Consider the following 16,802-nt stretch of genomic DNA (forward strand, 5'->3'; position numbering starts at 1 on the left):
ATGACCCGCACCTTCATTCTCTTGCTGGCGCTCGCGCCGGCCGGGGTCGCGCACGCCGAGGAGGTTGCGCTGGCGCCACTCGGCGAAGCCCGCCTCCGCCATGAAACAGTCGATCAGGACGGCCTACCCGAAGACGCCTCCGCCCTCACGCTGCGCGTCCGCGCCGGGGTCGAGGCGAAGGCGGGGCGCTGGTCGGCGCTGGTCGAGGGTCAGGGCAATCTCGGGGTCGTCGACGATTATTTCGACGGATTGCAGGGCGTGGCGACGCGGCCACTGATCGCCGATCCCGAGAACATCGCCCTCGCCCGCGCGCAGGTCCGTTATGCGTCGCCCGCTTTTGCCGTGACCGCCGGGCGCCAGCGGCTCGGTTTCGACGACGAGCGTTTCGTCGGCTCGGTCGGCTTTCGCCAGAACGGCCAGAGCTTCGACGCCGTGCGCGCCGAAATCACCCCGGCCAAGGGGGTAAAGGCCGAGGTCGCCTATGCGTGGAGCGTTCGCACCATCTGGGGCATCGACGGTGCGGGGGCGCGGCAGCGGGCGGTTTCGGGGGACAATCTCTTCGCCAACCTCAGCGCCCGAACCCCCGCCGGCAAGGTGGCAGTCTTTGCCTATATGGTCGATCAGGACGAAGCGGCGATGCAGGCGTTCCGGCTGTCGAGCCAGAGCTATGGCGTGCGGCTCGATGGCAGTCAGCCGCTCGGCAAGGCGAAGGTCGCCTGGCAGCTCTCATATGCACGCCAATCCGACTGGCACCGCAACCCCAATGACTATGCCGCCGATTATTGGCTCGCCGACGTGGCGGTCGATTTCGGCGGCCCCCGGGTCGGCGTCGGGTATGAAATACTCGGCGCCGACGACGGAGCGGCGCTCACCAGCTTCCAGACCCCGCTCGCGACCGGGTTCAAGTTCCAGGGCTGGGCCGACAAATTCCTGATCACCCCGCCCGACGGCGTGCGCGACCTTTATGCGAGCGCAGGCTGGGGTTGGAAGACGGCGGGGCTGCTCAAAGGCGTGACATTGCAGGCCGTCTATCACGACTATCGCAGCGACCGCACCAGCCGCTCCTATGGCGACGAGATCGACCTGCTGGCGAGCGCCAAGCTCGGCAAGGTCACCGCCTCGGCGCGCTACGCCCATTACGAAGCCGACGGCTTCGCCACCGACACCGACAAATTTTGGCTCCAACTGGACTGGACGCTCTGATGGAACATCGCCCCCTCAAACCCGATGCCGACACGCGCCAGCATCTCGTCGTGATCGGCAACGGTATGGCCGGATGCCGCGCCGTCGAGGAATTGCTTGCGCGCGATCCGAACCGTTACCGCGTGACGATTTTTGGCGCCGAACCGCGGGTCAATTACAACCGCATCATGCTCTCCCCCGTGCTCGCGGGAGAAAAGAGCTTCGACGACATCGTGATCAACGATGCCGGCTGGTATGCGGACAATGGCATTGCGCTCGTCGCGGGCGACCCTGTCGCGCGGATCGACCGCGCGGCCAAGACCGTGACGACGCGCGGCGGCGTCACCGAAAGCTATGACCGGCTGTTGATCGCGACCGGGTCCGACCCGTTCATCATTCCGGTGCCCGGCAAGGATCTGCCCGGCGTGATTGCTTTTCGCGATATGGACGATGTCGATACCATGCTCGCTGCCGCCGACGCTGGCGGCGATGCGGTGGTGATCGGCGGCGGCCTGCTGGGGCTGGAGGCCGCGCATGGCCTGTCGCTGCGCGGGATGAAAGTCACGGTGCTGCACCTGATGCCGACGCTGATGGAGCGGCAGCTCGACGAAGCGGCGGGCTGGCTGCTCAAGCAGGCCTTGGAAGCCCGCGGTCAGACGATCCTGACCGGCGCCGACACCGCCGAGATCGTCGGCGACGGCAAGGTTGAGGGGGTGAAGCTGAAGGATGGGACACTGATCCCCGCCAGCCTTGTCGTCATGGCGGTCGGCATCCGCCCGTCGGTCGCCCTCGCCCGCGACGCGGGCCTCGCGGTCGGGCGCGGCATCCAGGTCGACGACCATATGGTCACCAGCGATCCCGCCGTGCTCGCGGTCGGCGAATGCGTCGAGCATGACGGGCAGGTTTACGGCCTCGTCGCGCCGCTGTGGGACATGTGCCGCAGCCTCGCCGACGGGCTGGTCGAAAAACCGACAGGCTATCGCGGCTCGGTGACCTCGACCAAGCTCAAGGTGTCGGGAATCGATGTGTTTTCGGCGGGCGATTTTTCGGGCGGCGACGGGTGCGAGGACATCGTCCTGCGCGACGCCAGCCGCGGCGTGTACAAGCGCGTGATCGTCAAGGACGACCGCATCGTCGGTGCGGTGCTTTATGGCGATACCGCCGACGGCAGCTGGTATTTCGATCTTCTCAAGAAGCAGGAAGACGTCTCCGACCTTCGCGACCTGTTGATCTTCGGCCAGGCCTTCGCCTCGGGAGGGGGCGCGGCGGACCCTAAGGCGGCCGTTGCAGCGCTCTCGGACGATGCCGAGATTTGCGGCTGCAACGGCGTTACCAAGGGTCAGGTCATATCGTGCATCGCGAAAGGCGCGCATAGCCTCGACGCGGTGCGAGGCACCTGCAAGGCGTCGGCGAGTTGCGGATCATGCACGGGCCTCGTAGAAAATCTGCTCGCGCTGACGCTTGGCGACGATGTGCAGAGCGGGCCGAGAACAATGTGCAAATGCACGAGCTTTGGTCACGACGATGTTCGCCGTGAGATTGTCGCGCAGGCGATGCGCTCGATCCCCGAAGTCATGCACAAGCTGCACTGGACCACGCCCGACGGCTGTTCCTCTTGCCGCCCCGCGCTAAACTATTATCTGCTTTGCGCGCTCCCCGGTGAGTACGTTGACGACCAACAGAGCCGCTTCGTCAACGAGCGCATGCACGCCAACATCCAGAAGGACGGCACTTACTCCGTCGTCCCGCGCATGTGGGGCGGGCTCACCAACCCGACCGAGCTGCGCGCGATCGCCGACGTCGTCGAGAAATATAACGCCCCAATGGTCAAGGTGACCGGGGGCCAGCGGCTCGACATCTTCGGGATCAAGAAAGAGGATTTGCCGGCGGTCTGGGCCGATCTCAATGCCGCCGGGATGGTCTCGGGCCACGCCTATGGCAAGGCGCTGCGCACCGTGAAGACCTGCGTCGGGTCCGAATGGTGCCGCTTCGGCACGCAAGATTCGACCGGGCTCGGCGTCAAGGTCGAACGGATGAGCTGGGGCAGCTGGATGCCGCACAAGTTCAAGATCGCCGTGTCGGGTTGCCCGCGCAACTGCGCCGAGGCGACGATCAAGGATTTCGGAATCGTGTGCGTCGATAGCGGATATGAGCTGCACGTCGGCGGCAATGGCGGCATCCATGTGCGCGCCACCGACCTGCTCTGCAAGGTCGCGACCGAGCATGAGGCGATGGACCATTGTGCCGCCTTCATCCAGCTCTACCGCGAAGAAGCCCACTATCTGGAACGCACCGCGCCTTGGATCGAGCGCGTCGGGGTCGATTATGTGAAGGCGCGCATTGTCGATGACGAGGTCGGCCGCGAGGCGCTGCGCGCCCGCTTCCTCTATTCGCAAAGCTTCAGTCAGGACGATCCCTGGGCACAGCGCGCCGAGGGCGCCGAAGCCGAACATCATGCGCCGCTGGCGCGCTTTACCCCGCAGAAAGAACCGGCATGAACGCTCCCGAATGGCTCGATATCGGCTGGGTCGATCAAATCCCAGTGCGCGGCAGCCGCACGGTGCAGGTCGAGGGCGGCGACGACATTGCGGTGTTCCGCACCGCCGAGGGCAAGGTGTTCGCGCTGCGCGACCGCTGCCCGCACAAACATGGGCGCCTGAGCCAGGGTATCGTCCACGGCGGCGCGGTCGCCTGCCCCTTGCACAATTGGCGGATCAGCCTGTCCACGGGCGAGGCGCTGGGCGATGACAAGGGCTGCACCCCGACGGTGCCGGTGAAGATCGACGGCGGGCGGGTGCTGATCTGCCGTGCAAGCACGTTGAAGGCGGCGGCGTGACGGCAGCGGCAGTCCGCACCACCTGCGCCTATTGCGGTGTCGGCTGCGGCATTCGCGCCACGGTGACGGGCGAGCGGACGGTCGAGATCGCGGGCGACCCCGATCATCCGGCGAACCGCGGGCGCCTCTGCTCGAAAGGCACGCACCTTGGCGAAACGGTCGGGCTCGAAGGACGCCTGCTCGCGCCCATGATCGGCAACAAGTGCGCGACCTGGGACAAGGCGCTCGACCTAGTCGCCAAGCGGTTCAAGGAGACGATCGCGCGCCATGGCCCCGGAAGCGTCGCCTTCTACGTCTCGGGCCAGCTGCTCACCGAAGATTATTATGTCGCGAACAAGCTGATGAAGGGGTTCATCGGCACCGCGAACGTCGACACCAATTCGCGCCTCTGCATGTCGAGCGCGGTCGCGGGGCATATGCGTGCCTTCGGCGAGGATGTCGTGCCCGCGACCTATGACGACCTCGACGCCGCCGACCTCTTCGTCCTCGTCGGGTCGAACACCGCCTGGTGCCACCCGATCGTCTATCAGCGCATACGAGCGCGCTGCGAGGCGGGCGCGAAGCTGGTCGTCATCGACCCGCGCCGCACCGAAACCGCCGAGGAAGCCGACCTGCACCTCGCGATCCGGCCCGGCAGCGACGTCGCGCTGATGAACGGGCTGCTCCGGCATTGCCGCGAGGCGGGGATCGTCGACGAGGCGTATCTGGCCGCGCATGTCGCGGTTCCGCACGAATTCTGGGACCAGCTTGGAGAGGGGAGCGATCTGTGGTCGGTGGCAAAGACGTGCGACGTCGATGCCGCCGACCTCAGGCGCTTCCATGAACTGTTCGCCGCCCATCCGCGCACCGTCACCCTGTTCAGCCAGGGGATCAACCAGTCGACGTCGGGGACCGACCAGGTCAACGCAATCCTGAACATCCACCTCGCGACGGGACGCATAGGCAAGCCCGGTGCCGCCCCCTTTTCGATCACCGGCCAGCCCAATGCGATGGGCGGGCGCGAGGTCGGCGGGCTCGCTTCGACGCTCGCCGCGCATATGGACTTCGGACAAGAAAACCGCGATCGCGTCCAGCGCTTCTGGGCCGCGCCAACGATGGCCGAAAAGCCGGGACTGAAGGCCGTCGATATGTTCCGCGCCATCGGCGAAGGCCGGATCAAGGCGCTGTGGGTGATGGCGACCAACCCCGCGGTGTCGATGCCCGACGCAAACCGTGTGCGCGAGGCGCTGGGCGCCTGCCCCTTCGTCGTGGTCAGCGACGTCATGGAAAAGACCGATACCGGCGCCTTCGCGCACGTCCGCCTGCCCGCCGCCGCCTGGGGCGAAAAGGACGGCACCGTGACGAACAGCGACCGAACGATCAGCCGCCAGCGCGCGCTGTTTTCGCTGCCCGGCGCAGCCATGCCCGACTGGTGGATCGTCAAGGAGGTCGCGCGGCGCATGGGCTGGAAAAACGCCTTCGCCTATGACCGCCCCGCCGACATCTGGCGCGAGCATTGCCACCTGTCGAATTACGACAATGACGGCGCGCGCCTCTTCGCCCTGCCCGGCGCGGCGCAGGGCGGCAACGCCGCCTATGACGCGATGGAGCCCTTTCGCTGGGGCGGCGATCGTCCGTTCGCCGATGGGCGTTTTTCGACCGGCGACCGCCGCGCGCGGCTGGTCACCGTCGTGCAGAAGGCGCTGCCCGAACCGCTCGCCAAATGGCCGCTCACGCTCAACACCGGGCGCTACCGCGATCAGTGGCATAGCATGACGCGCACCGGCCTCGCCCCCAAGCTCGCGCGCCACCGCGAGGAACCGCTGGTCGAGGTCCACCCCGCCGACGGCGCGCGGCTCGGCCTGACCGACGGCGGCCTCGCGCGCGTCGAAACGCCGCAGGGCGACAGCCTCTATCGCGTCGCCTTTCATCCCGGTCAGCGCATCGGCGAATTGTTCGTGCCGATCCACTGGACCGACCGGACGTCGAGCGGGGGGCGCACCGGCCTGTTGTCGCGTCCGCTTGTCGATCCCGTGTCGGGCCAGCCCGGTTTCAAGCGGACCCCCGCCGCTATTGCGCCGGTCGCGCCGCACTGGCGCGGCTTTCTGCTGCTGGCCCGCCAACTTTCGCAAACCCCGCGATGCCTGTGGGCGACGCGTGTCGCCGTGCCATCGGGCGTGATGTGGGAGCTGGCGGGCAATAACGATCTCAAGGCGATCGAGGCGCTGTTGCCGAAAGGCGAGCGCATCGAGGCGCAGGATACCGCGCGTGGGACGCGCCGCATTGCCGTCGTCGCGAACGGACACCTGGCTGGCGCGCTCTTCGTCACGGCCAGCGGCGAACTGCCGCCGCGCGACTGGCTGATCGCGCAGCTGAGCGCCCCCAAGGTTGCGCCCACCTTGCTCGCCGGACGCGCGCCGGGCGTGCAAGCCGATCGCGGTCCGATCATTTGTGCCTGCTTCGATGTCGGCCTGAAAACGATCGCTGCCGCAATCCGCGATCAGAGCCTGGCCGACGTCGCGGCGATTGGCGCCGCGCTGGGCGCCGGCACCAACTGCGGATCGTGCCGCCCAGCCCTTGCACGCATCCTGACCGACGAGAAAAGCGATGCAGCCTGACGATTTTGCGCCCGGCACCGTCTGGCTGGTCGGCGCCGGACCGGGCGATCCCGAACTGCTCACGATGAAGGCGGTGCGCCTGATCGAATGTGCCGACATCGTGCTCTACGATGCCCTCGTCGGCGACGGTGTGCTCGCGCTGATCCCCGCCACGACCGAGGCGGTCAGCGTCGGGAAGCGGTCTGGACGCCACTCGAAAGATCAACGCACGATCGACGCAATGCTGATCGATGCAGCGGCGGCAGGCAAGCGCGTCGTGCGCCTGAAGGGCGGAGATCCCTCGATCTTTGGCCGATCGACCGAGGAGCTGACCGCGCTGCGCGACGCCGGATTCGCCGTCCGCATCTGCCCCGGCGTGACGACGGCCTGCGCCGCTGCGGCGTCCGCCGGCATCTCGCTCACCCTGCGGGGCGTGGCCCGCGATGTCCGCTTCGTCACCGCGCACAGCAAGCGCGGCGCGGCGCTCGACATCGACTGGAACTCGCTCGCGCATGGCGGATCGACCCTTGCCTTCTACATGGGGCGCGAAGCCGCGGGAGAGATCATGCGGGGCTTGATGCGGGCGGGTATGCCGGCCGATATGCCTGTGATGATCGCGTGCAACGTCAGCGAGCCCGGCGAACATAGGCTGGCGACGCGCCTGAACCTGGTCGAACTCGCGACAAAATCATTCGCTGCCGACGCGCCGACATTGATTCTGATCGGTGCCGCAGTGATGCCGGCCGAAGTCGTACCCGCCATATTGGAGAATCGCGAACGGTCACCTGGATGGCCAAGCATTCCCAAATGATCGGCGCGACACCTTGCGCCGCTTCGGTTAGCTTCGAAGGCGCGCAGCCGACCATCACCGCCCATGCCAAACCGCTCGGCCGCGAGACGGCGCGCTCGACGCCAGCGACCGGCTTTGCCGATATAGAGCTCTGATTTCTTGGCCGCTAGCTGACTGACAGCTTTTGGCGGTCAAATAAAGAGAGCGGACGTTCCGCAGCAATCCGGAGCGCTCGCTCTCTAGCATGTCGAGCATTGATCGTTAGACTTCGATCCCTTCCGCCAACGTCAGGGCATCTTCCACATCAACGCCGAGGTATCGCACCGTGTTTTCGATTTTGGTGTGGCCCAGAAGAATTTGTACGGCGCGCAAATTCCCAGTCGCCTTGTAGATAATCGACGCCTTCGTTCTCCGGAGCGAATGTGTTCCATAGTCCTCGCTTCGTAGGCCGACCGCGGTAACCCAATCATCAACAAGCCGCGCATATTGCCGCGTGCTCATATGGGCAGAGTGGTCGATACGGCTGAGGAACGCATAGTCCTCGATCGCTCCGCCACGCCGCTCGAGCCATGCCAAGAGGCTTCCGCGCGCGTCCGACATTATTTCGAATTGAACTGGTCGGCCCGTCTTCTGCTGAACTACGATTGCCCGCGTTCGCAACTCTCCACCTGTCACCAGATCGCCGATCTTGATCTTCACCAGATCACAGCCCCGCAGTTTGCTGTCGATCGCAAGATCGAACAGCGCCCGGTCTCGAAGTCGGTGCTCGCGATCAAGATGAAAGCGAGTGGCCCAAATCTGACGTGGTTTCAGTGGGCGCTTTGTTCCAACCTTCCTGCCGGCATTCCACGCCGGACGTGGTATCGAATAGTCAAATTCAGACCTTCCCATGATCGTTCTCCTGTGGCCATGATGGCCTTCCAAGGAACGCTCGAGTGCGCGGGTGGGCGGTCGTCGCCGGACCGAATGGCCATCATCGGCTAAATAAAAAGGTCCTGTAAGGGCGATCTGCTTAGGTCAGATCTTGCCGTCAATGATTCGAACTGAGGTCGGCGAAAATGCGCGCTGACGGCTTGATCCGCCGCTTCTTTCCCAAACCCTCGACGGCGACCAGACCGAAGCGCTGACCGTAGCCGAGCATCCATTCGAAATTGTCGAGCAGCGACCAGTAGAAATAGCCGCGCACGTCAGCGCCGACGTCGATGGCTCGGCGGACGCCGGCAAGCGCGCTCGCAATGAAAGCCGCGCGGCGCTCGTCATCTTCGCCGACATAGCCATTTTCCGTGACGACCATCGGCACCGCCCAACGGCTCGCCACCCATTCGCACACCGCTCCGATCGCCTCGGGCCGGTCCTCCCAGCCCATGGTGGTGGCGATCCCGCCCTGGGCCACCCCCACACTGCCATCGGCGCGGCTGGTCACGCGCGAATAGGTCTGGACGCCAACGAAATCATCTTCCTCGGCAGCGTCGAGAAACGGCGCATAATAGGTTTCGCGCCGCGCATCGCGATAGGCTTCGCCGCCGGGCTCGGCATCTTCTTCGGATAAGGCCAGCGTCATCCCAACCGCGAGGCCGGAACGTTCGGCACGGATCGCCGCCCGCGCGGCGCGATGCGCGGCCAGACCGTTGCCGAAGATCGCGTCTTCGGGACTGTGCAGGAAGAAGGCGTCGAGAGGTGCGCCGAGCGCGCGTTCGGCGGCGGCGCGTTGCTCCGCGCTGGCGCGGGCGCGGAAATAGGGTGCGGCGATCGCAGGCAGATTGAGTTCGTTGATCGTGCAGACGAGCGCGAGGCCGTCGAGCGCTCGGACCGTTCGCGCCGCCTGTTCGGCAAAGCGCTCGGGAAATTCGCTCGATGTCAGTCCGCCGCGCGCCGCCATCCAGCGCGGCTGGGTGAAATGATGCAGCGTTACCGCCGGCGCGATCCCGCGTGCTAGGCAGCTATCCGCGACCCGCCGGTAATGATCGAGCGCGGCCTGCGACACGAACCCCGGTTCGGGCTCGACCCGTGCCCACTCGACCGAAAAGCGATACGCGTTGAAGCCAAGGTCGGCGGCAATGCCGATATCCTCGGCGTAGCGGTGATAATGGTCGGCGGCGTCGCCAGAGGGTTCGAGAAACAGCGATGGCTTGGCATGTTCGAGCGCCCAGCAATCCGAATGGACGTTGCTGCCCTCGACTTGGTGCGCCGCGGTCGCGGCGCCCCACAGAAATTGCGACGGGAGGCGGCTCATGCGCCGACGTCGCGGCTGGAGAAATTAAAGATATAGGCGCGGCGCGGCCGATCCGTCGTCCGGTTGCCCGAGGTGAAATGCGGCGTGCCATAATTATGGACTGTCGCTCCGCCCGCCTTGAGCGGGCATGCGACAATCTTATCAAAATCCAGCCGTGTTTCGGGATCGCGGATCGCAAGCAGCCGCTGGCTGTAATCGGCGTCGCCACCCGCGATATAATGATCGAGCAGCGGCGCGTTATGGACACCGGGGATGAAATGCATGCAGCCATTCTCTTCGTCGACATCGTCGAGCGCGACCCAGAATTGCACATATTCGTCCGACGGAACGGGCGTTCCCGCGGGGGTTAACGGCATCTGTGCATAGCTGTAATCCTGGTGCCAGGGCGTCGTCGCGAGCTGGCCGGGCTCCTTGTAGATCAACATGTCGAACACCGGCTTGGGATCGGTGACGCCAAGAAGTTCGCGCGCCATGTCGCGCGCCGCGTCGAGCGCCGGATTGGCGCGAAAGATGGGATGATAGGCCGAGGGAATCATGATCTGCCGTGTCGTCATGCCCAGCGGATTGTCGGTCGCGCTACAGTCGATCTCGCCGCGCAGCATCGCATCATAGACGCCCGCCAACGCCGCGACCGTTTCAGCGCCGACAAGCTGCGGAATGACCAGAAACCCATCGCGCCGGAAGCGCTCGACGTCGATCCGCTGCATCTTTTTCCTCGATCCCGATGCCGCGGCGCAATGCCAAGGCTCGCGAGTCAGAATAAATTGAACCATTGACAAAATGCAAGATTAGATCGAATTTGAACTCAATTAAAAAATATCGATAAATTGGTGGGAGAGCGATTATGCGGAAGGTGCGGAGAAATCTCGCGTGTACGGTGGCGATGCCGTTCGGGCTGCTCGCGCTGGCGCCGGTTTCCGTCGCAGCGCGGGGCCCAGCCGAAGTCAGCGAGAACGACAACGACAGGGCGGTCATCATCGTGACCGCGCAAAGGCGCGCCGAGGACGTGCAGGATGTGCCGATCACCGTGTCGGTGGCCACGCAAGACCAGCTGGACATCCAGAATATCACCACCACCACCGATCTTGTCCGCGCGGTACCGGCGCTGACCGCGACCGATCAGGGGGTTTTCCAGGTACGCGGGATCGGAACGCGCGGTTTCGGACGGTCCGCCGAGCAATCGGTCTCGGTGGTGATGGATGGTGTTGTCCTTGGCCGCGGGCTGACCAACGCGCTGTACGATGTCGAAACCGTCGAAGTCCTGTCGGGACCGCAGGGCACGCTGTTCGGCAAGAACTCCAACGCGGGGCTTATCAACGTCACGACCAAGGCGCCTAAGCTGGGCCAAACCGAGTTCATTGGCCACCTTAATATCGGCAATCGCGATTACATCCACGGCTATGCAATCGCGAACCTGCCGCTTGGCGACACGGCGGCGCTGCGCATCAGCTATCGGCACACCCGCACCGGGAAGGTCGTTTACAACGAGTTTTACGACGAATGGGACCGCAACACCGACGACGGCGTGCGCGCCCGGTTCCGGTGGCAACCGAGCGACCGGCTCACCATCGACCTATCCGCCGATTATCAGCGTCTGGCGAGCAACGGCGTCAACGGATCGGCCGATTTCGCTGGCGTCGGTGTTCAGGTCGAAGCGCCACGCGGATCTGCGCTCGAAGCCACGCTGGCCGCGTGCGGCATCGTCGCCAGCCCGAAAAACAACAAGACGTGTGGCGACAGCCTGCGCGTCGCAGGCATCGACGAGGGTGACACCTATGGCCGCGAAAATTATGGCGGATCGCTCGCGATCGACTGGGAGCTCGCCGAGGGGCTGACACTCACCTCGATCACCGCCCTGCGCAAGACTCGCAAGGGCGAATTTGGTATCGATGCCGACCTTGCGGGCGATTTCGCCGATACCGTTCCCGCGAACCTGCTCGACCGCAACCTCATCCCCTACACCTCCAAAACCTGGAGCCAGGAGCTCCGCATTGCCTCATCGACGGACAATCCGGTGAGCTTCGTTGCGGGGGTCTATTATGCGAGAACTGACACGCTGGACGTGATCGATCAAAGCGGTACGCTCGGTTTCAATCTTGGCGGACTGGAGTTCCGCCGCAATCCCACCTTCATCATCGACCAGCGCGATTATGCCGCTTTTGGACAGGTGGATTGGCGCATCACGCCCGCACTCAAACTCTTCATCGGCGGGCGGGTGACGCATAACGACCTGGAAGACTTCAGCTTCAACTCGTTCGATCGTTCGGTCACCGCCGGCGGTCCCTATATCTACACCGGCGACACCGGGTTCTTCTCGGTGCTTCCGGTCAATAGCTGCACGCTTGCCGGCGGCCTTCCATTCGCCGAGCTCCCTGCGGCTCAGCAGATTCCGTGTCCGGCTGGCACCAGCCTTACAGAGCCAGCCCGGGTCAAGAAAACCGGCTTTAGCGGAACGGCCGGGGTCACGTATGAGCTGAGCCCAGATACCATGCTCTTCGCGCGCTACGCCCGCGGCTACAAAGGGCCGTTCCTCAATGAATCGGTAACCTACACACCCACCCTCGCGCGTCAGCCGCTGAAGGTGAATCCGGAATATGTCGACTCCGTCGACGTCGGCATCAAGACGCGGCTGTTCAATCGCTTCGCTTTCAACCTCAGCGCCTTTTATAGCAAGTTCGACGGGTATCAGACGACGATCTTTGTGCCGCCGGTGCCGCCGCAGGTGGTCATCAACTTCATTCAGGGCAACGCCGACGGCACCACCACCAAGGGGGTCGAGGCTTCGTTCTATGGCGATCTGACGTCGAACCTGACGCTGTCGGGAGGTATCATCTACAATGAAGCAAGCTACGGCAAAGACTTCCGGGTGCCTTGCACGACCGATCCGAGCGGCGTTTGCGCGCCGCTGAAGCAGCTGCCCTTTGCGCCGCGATGGAAGGCGACATTCGCCGGCGAGTATAAGCGCGAGATTGCCAGGAACATCGAAGGCTTTGCCCAATTCGACCTCGATTTTTCGGACAAGTATAGTTACGGATCGAGCCCCGGCAACCCGACGTCGCCGTCGCGATTTCTGATGGGATTGCGCGGCGGATTGCGCTTCAGCGAAGGCCGCTTTGGCCTCGCCGCCTTTTGCCGCAACTGCCTCGACAAACGCTATCCGATCACCACGACATTCGACGGGTTCGCGGGCTTCAACGGCGCGTTCACTCCGGCCGTTCCCGGTGGCCCTGCCCCCACCGGCGGCGCGTTCGTCCAGTTCCTCACGGCGGATTCGTATCGCGTGTGGGGCGTGACCCTTGATGCCAGTTTTTGACCCTCGATGACGTTTTTCAGCCCCGCCAACACCCACGACGGCAGCACGGCGCCGCCGCGGCTGCTGGCCGGCATCAGTTTCCTGACGCCGGCCGAATTGCCCGACTGGTCCGCAGGTCCGCGGGGTGATCGCGCCGCCATCTATGCGGCGGTCAAGGCGGCGGGTTATGAGGCGATCCAGACGCTCGAACCGCAAGCCGCGATCGACGCGGGGCTGATTCCGACCGGGCTGATGCGCATCTTCGACGATGTCGAGCAGATGGCCGAGGCGGCAATGAAATGGTCCGACGCCGGCTGCGACTGCTCGACGGTTCAACTCGGCACGGGGCTGGAGAGCGATGCCGAGATGCGGCGCCTTACCGAGGCGATGCTCAATATTTCATCGCAGCTGGCTCACCCTATTTATCTTGAAACCCACCGCGCCACGATGACGCAGGATATCCGCCGCACGCTCGACCTGATCGACGACTTCCCCGAATTGCGCTTCAACGGCGATTTCGGCCATTGGTATATTGGCCACGAGCTGACCTATGGCGATATGGATATGAAGTTCGAGGCGATGCGCCCGGTGTTCGAACGCACGCGCTTTATGCACCTTCGCTTGTCGTCAAACGCCTTTGGCCAGCTCACCGCGAGCGACCCGGCCGAGGTGCGGCACCTCGATTATTACCGCCGCATTTGGACCGCGAGTTTCGAGGGCTTCCTGCGCGACGCGAAGCCCGGCGACTATTTCGCAGTGCATCCCGAACTGTTGCCCGCGCGCGCCTTCTATCCGAAGATGGTGCGGGGACCCGATGGCGAATGGCGCGAGGAGAGCGACCGCTGGACCGAATCCGCCTTTCTGATCGACGTCGCGCGGCAATGTTTCGCCGAGGCCGACGCTGCACTTTGCGCCGCATGATGCGGGCGGCATTGGCGCTGATGTTGACCGCTCTCACAACGCAGCCTCTGCTCGCACGATCGCTCGCCGGCGAGCCTGTAGTCGTCGAAGCGCCCGCCGGGACGCTGGAAGGCCGCGCGAAGGACGGTGTCGAAGGCTTTGCAGGCATACCCTATGTCGCCCCGCCGGTCGGCGAACAGCGCTGGCGCCCGCCCGCCCCCGCGCCCGTCTGGTCCGGCGTCCGGCCCGCCGCCGCCTTCGGCGCCGACTGCCCGCAGGTCCGATTCGACGGCGATGCCACCCCGTCGAACCAGCCGACGAGTGAGGATTGCCTGTTCCTCAACATCTGGCGCCCGGCAAAGGCGCGTAAGCTGCCGGTGATGGTCTATATCCATGGCGGCGCCTTTGTTGCCGGATCGGCGGCATCGCCGACGGTCGACGGCGCGAACCTCGCGCGCCGCGGCGTGGTGGTCGTCAATTTCAACTATCGGCTGGGACGGTTCGGATTTTTCGCGCATCCCGCGCTGACCGTCGAAGCGCGCGGAAATCCCGACGCCAATTTCGCCTTCCTCGACATGATCGCCGCACTCCAATGGGTACAAACCAATGCCGAGGCTTTCGGCGGCGATCCCGGCAATGTCACCATCTTCGGCGAATCCGCGGGCGGCGCGGCGGTCGATTTCCTGATGTCGTCGCCGCTGGCGCAGGGTCTGTTCCGCAAGGCGATCGTGATGTCGGGCGCCAATCGCGAGCCTTATGCGCGGCGGGCGAGCGACCGCCCCGCGCGCATATCGGCCGAGAAAGCCGGCCTCGCCTTCGCCGTCAAGGCAGGGCTCGCCGATCCCGATGCGGCGGCGCTGCGCGCTCTGTCCGCCGACGCGGTGCAGGGCCAGCTTGCCTTCTGGGATCTGCAAGCCGACCGCTTCACCGGCCCGGTGATCGACGGCAAGAGCGTGCTCGCCGACCCGGTCGAGCGTTTCGCAGCGGGTACGGTGCCGAAAATCCCCTTCCTGATCGGGTCGACGGGTGCCGAACTCAGCGAAGAACCGTTCGCGCCTGTGATGATCGACTATCTCAAAAGCCAGAATGATGCCGCGGCCCTCGCCGAACTGACGAAAGCCTATGGCGATCCGCTACCCGCCAAACTGGTCGACCATTATTACTTCACCGAGGCCGCGCGCGGCTTTGCCAGGATGATGCAGGCGCGGGGCGCCCCTGCCTGGCTCTATGTCTTCGACCATGTCGCCGAATCCGACCACGGCAAGCGCAAGGGCGCCGCCCACGCCTCCGAACTTGCCTATCTGTTCGGCAATCTGTCCGCGACCGCTGGCGCATCGGACCGCGCGGCATCGAAGTTGATGGGCGATTACTGGACCAATTTCGCAAAGCACGGCCATCCGAACGGTCGCGACTTGCCCGACTGGCCGCAGCTCGGCCGCTTCGACAATCTGCTGCTGATCCGGGACGGATCGGCGACGGTCGCGCAGCAACGCGACGCCGACGGCCTTGATGCAATCGAACGCGCCGCGACCATCCGCCGCGCCAGGGAGAAAAGCGCCCCATGACCCAGCACCGGCTGAGCACCGCCAAGAAGATCGGCTTCACGCTCGGCGACTATGCCAGCAACATCTATTGGCAGAGCGTCTCGATCTTCCTGCTCTTCTTCTACACCGACGCGGTCGGCATCCCCGCTGGAACCGCGGGCCTCATCTATATGGTCGCCTCGATCATCGACGCGCTGCAGGATCCGTTCATGGGGTCGATCGCCGATCGCACGCGCAGCCGGTGGGGGCGCTATCGGCCTTATATTCTCTTCGGGTGCGTGCCGCTCGGCCTGTCCTTCGTGTTACTCTATTGGCGCCCGCCCTTTTTCGAGGGGACGGCGCTGGTGCTGTGGATGCTGTTCACCCATGTTGTCTTCCGAACCGCCTATACCGTCGTCACCATCCCCTACACCTCGCTCAACGCGCGGCTGACCGACAATAGCGACGAACGGTCGACAATCGCCGGCTGGCGGATGATCTTCGGTGTGCTGGCGGCGCTCACCATCATCTATTTCACCTTCCCGCTGGTCACGCGCTTCGGCGGCAGCAGCGCGACGACCGGCTTTACCTGGGCGGCGGCGGCCTTTGCTGTGATCGCGACGGCGATCTATCCGATCGTCTTTTGCATCACCAAGGAACCGCCCGAGACCGACGCGAACGAAACGAAGCTCGACATCCGCGGATACTGGCGCGCGCTCGCGCCCAACACCGCCTTCTGGGCGCTGATCGCCGCGACCGTTGCCGCCTTCGTCTGCTCGGTCGCGCTCGGCAAATCGGTGCTCTATTATTTCAAATATGTGCTGGAAGACGAACCCGCGTCGCGTACCGCGCTGATCGGTATGTCGGCGGCAGGACTGGTGGCAATTCCGATGTGGGTGTGGATCACCAAATATATCGGCAAACGCAACGCCTGGTTCACGGGGACCGCGATCGGCATGGTGCTGCTGACGATCTTCGCAGTCTTCGATTTCAACACGCCGCTGATGATGACGATCTGGCTGCTCGTCTGGAGCCTCGGCACGCTTGGCCTTGCGCTCACCTTCTGGTCGATGCTGCCCGACACCGTCGAATATGGCGAATGGAAGACCGGACAGCGCACCGAGAGCTTCATCTTCGGCCTGTTCCAGTTCTTCCTGAAGGTCGCTCTGGGGGTTGGCGCGGGGGTGTTCGGCTGGCTGCTCGAACGCGCCGGCTATGTTGCCAATGCGCAGCAGACGCCCGAAACAATCGCCGGGATCAAGGACATCATGATCTGGCTGCCCGGCCTCGGCTTCGTCCTCGGCGGGATCGCGATGCTCTTCTATCCGATCCGCAAGGGCACCCACGAAGCGATCGTGGAGGAATTGGCGCACAAACGCGGCGCGGGAAACACCGCGCCCACCGCAGCAGAATGAGATCGTCCCTAAAATAGATCTAAAAATGACTTTATTGGCATAATTAGATATTTTA

The 16,802-nt window shown here is 64.5% G+C and carries 13 protein-coding genes; 10 read left to right on the forward strand and 3 right to left on the reverse strand.

The features are described from left to right. From J2X44_RS14385 to J2X44_RS14410, 6 genes are read left to right on the forward strand one after another with little or no spacing between them, the layout of a single operon-like run. A complete protein-coding gene (locus tag J2X44_RS14385; RefSeq protein ID WP_310085410.1) occupies window positions 1–1,203 on the forward strand; it encodes a hypothetical protein in 1,203 nt (400 codons plus the stop codon). Further along, window positions 1,203–3,680, forward strand: coding sequence for a nitrite reductase large subunit NirB (nirB, locus tag J2X44_RS14390; RefSeq protein ID WP_310085412.1), 2,478 nt, complete (start codon window positions 1,203–1,205; stop codon window positions 3,678–3,680). Before J2X44_RS14385 ends, nirB begins: the two co-directional genes overlap by 1 nt. Further along, the gene (nirD, locus tag J2X44_RS14395; protein WP_310085415.1) at window positions 3,677–4,018 is read left to right on the forward strand and encodes a nitrite reductase small subunit NirD; all 342 of its coding nucleotides are present in this window, start codon (window positions 3,677–3,679) and stop codon (window positions 4,016–4,018) included. Before nirB ends, nirD begins: the two co-directional genes overlap by 4 nt. Then, window positions 4,015–6,615 (forward strand): molybdopterin-dependent oxidoreductase, encoded by a 2,601-nt coding sequence (locus tag J2X44_RS14400; protein ID WP_310085419.1) that lies wholly within the window; start codon window positions 4,015–4,017, stop codon window positions 6,613–6,615. Before nirD ends, J2X44_RS14400 begins: the two co-directional genes overlap by 4 nt. Next, window positions 6,605–7,405 carry a uroporphyrinogen-III C-methyltransferase gene (cobA, locus tag J2X44_RS14405; protein ID WP_310085423.1) on the forward strand — a complete coding sequence of 267 codons (801 nt, stop codon included), beginning with the start codon at window positions 6,605–6,607 and terminating at the stop codon, window positions 7,403–7,405. Before J2X44_RS14400 ends, cobA begins: the two co-directional genes overlap by 11 nt. After that, window positions 7,402–7,539, forward strand: a complete 138-nt coding sequence (locus J2X44_RS14410; RefSeq protein ID WP_310085426.1) for a hypothetical protein — start codon at window positions 7,402–7,404, stop codon at window positions 7,537–7,539. Before cobA ends, J2X44_RS14410 begins: the two co-directional genes overlap by 4 nt. 106 nt (window positions 7,540–7,645) lie before the next feature. Here the strand turns inward: J2X44_RS14410 and J2X44_RS14415 are convergent, their stop codons facing one another. The 3 genes from J2X44_RS14415 to J2X44_RS14425 all read right to left on the reverse strand — a co-directional run bounded on the left by J2X44_RS14415 (window position 7,646) and on the right by J2X44_RS14425 (window position 10,324). Then, window positions 7,646–8,275 carry a tyrosine-type recombinase/integrase gene (locus J2X44_RS14415; RefSeq protein WP_310085429.1) on the reverse strand — a complete coding sequence of 210 codons (630 nt, stop codon included), beginning with the start codon at window positions 8,273–8,275 and terminating at the stop codon, window positions 7,646–7,648. A 139-nt stretch (window positions 8,276–8,414) separates the two neighbouring features. After that, window positions 8,415–9,617: a family 1 glycosylhydrolase gene (locus J2X44_RS14420; RefSeq protein WP_310085434.1), complete on the reverse strand. Its 1,203-nt coding sequence runs from the start codon at window positions 9,615–9,617 to the stop codon at window positions 8,415–8,417. Further along, window positions 9,614–10,324, reverse strand: coding sequence for a phytanoyl-CoA dioxygenase family protein (locus tag J2X44_RS14425; RefSeq protein ID WP_310085437.1), 711 nt, complete (start codon window positions 10,322–10,324; stop codon window positions 9,614–9,616). The genes J2X44_RS14420 and J2X44_RS14425 overlap by 4 nt, the downstream gene beginning before the upstream one ends. Window positions 10,325–10,461: 137 nt before the next feature. On the opposite strand from J2X44_RS14425, the gene J2X44_RS14430 reads away from it, so the two are divergent. From J2X44_RS14430 to J2X44_RS14445, 4 genes are read left to right on the forward strand one after another with little or no spacing between them, the layout of a single operon-like run. Further along, window positions 10,462–12,930, forward strand: coding sequence for a TonB-dependent receptor domain-containing protein (locus J2X44_RS14430; RefSeq protein WP_310085440.1), 2,469 nt, complete (start codon window positions 10,462–10,464; stop codon window positions 12,928–12,930). A gap of 6 nt (window positions 12,931–12,936) precedes the next feature. Next, entirely contained in the window at window positions 12,937–13,830 is an 894-nt protein-coding gene (locus J2X44_RS14435) for a hypothetical protein (protein ID WP_310085444.1), read from the forward strand. 23 nt (window positions 13,831–13,853) lie between these two features. Then, window positions 13,854–15,374: a carboxylesterase family protein gene (locus J2X44_RS14440; RefSeq protein ID WP_310085447.1), complete on the forward strand. Its 1,521-nt coding sequence runs from the start codon at window positions 13,854–13,856 to the stop codon at window positions 15,372–15,374. Further along, window positions 15,371–16,747, forward strand: coding sequence for an MFS transporter (locus J2X44_RS14445; protein ID WP_310085449.1), 1,377 nt, complete (start codon window positions 15,371–15,373; stop codon window positions 16,745–16,747). Before J2X44_RS14440 ends, J2X44_RS14445 begins: the two co-directional genes overlap by 4 nt. Window positions 16,748–16,802: the final 55 nt, after the last annotated feature.

Source organism: Sphingopyxis sp. BE259, from assembly GCF_031457495.1.
Taxonomy (GTDB): Bacteria; Pseudomonadota; Alphaproteobacteria; order Sphingomonadales; family Sphingomonadaceae; genus Sphingopyxis.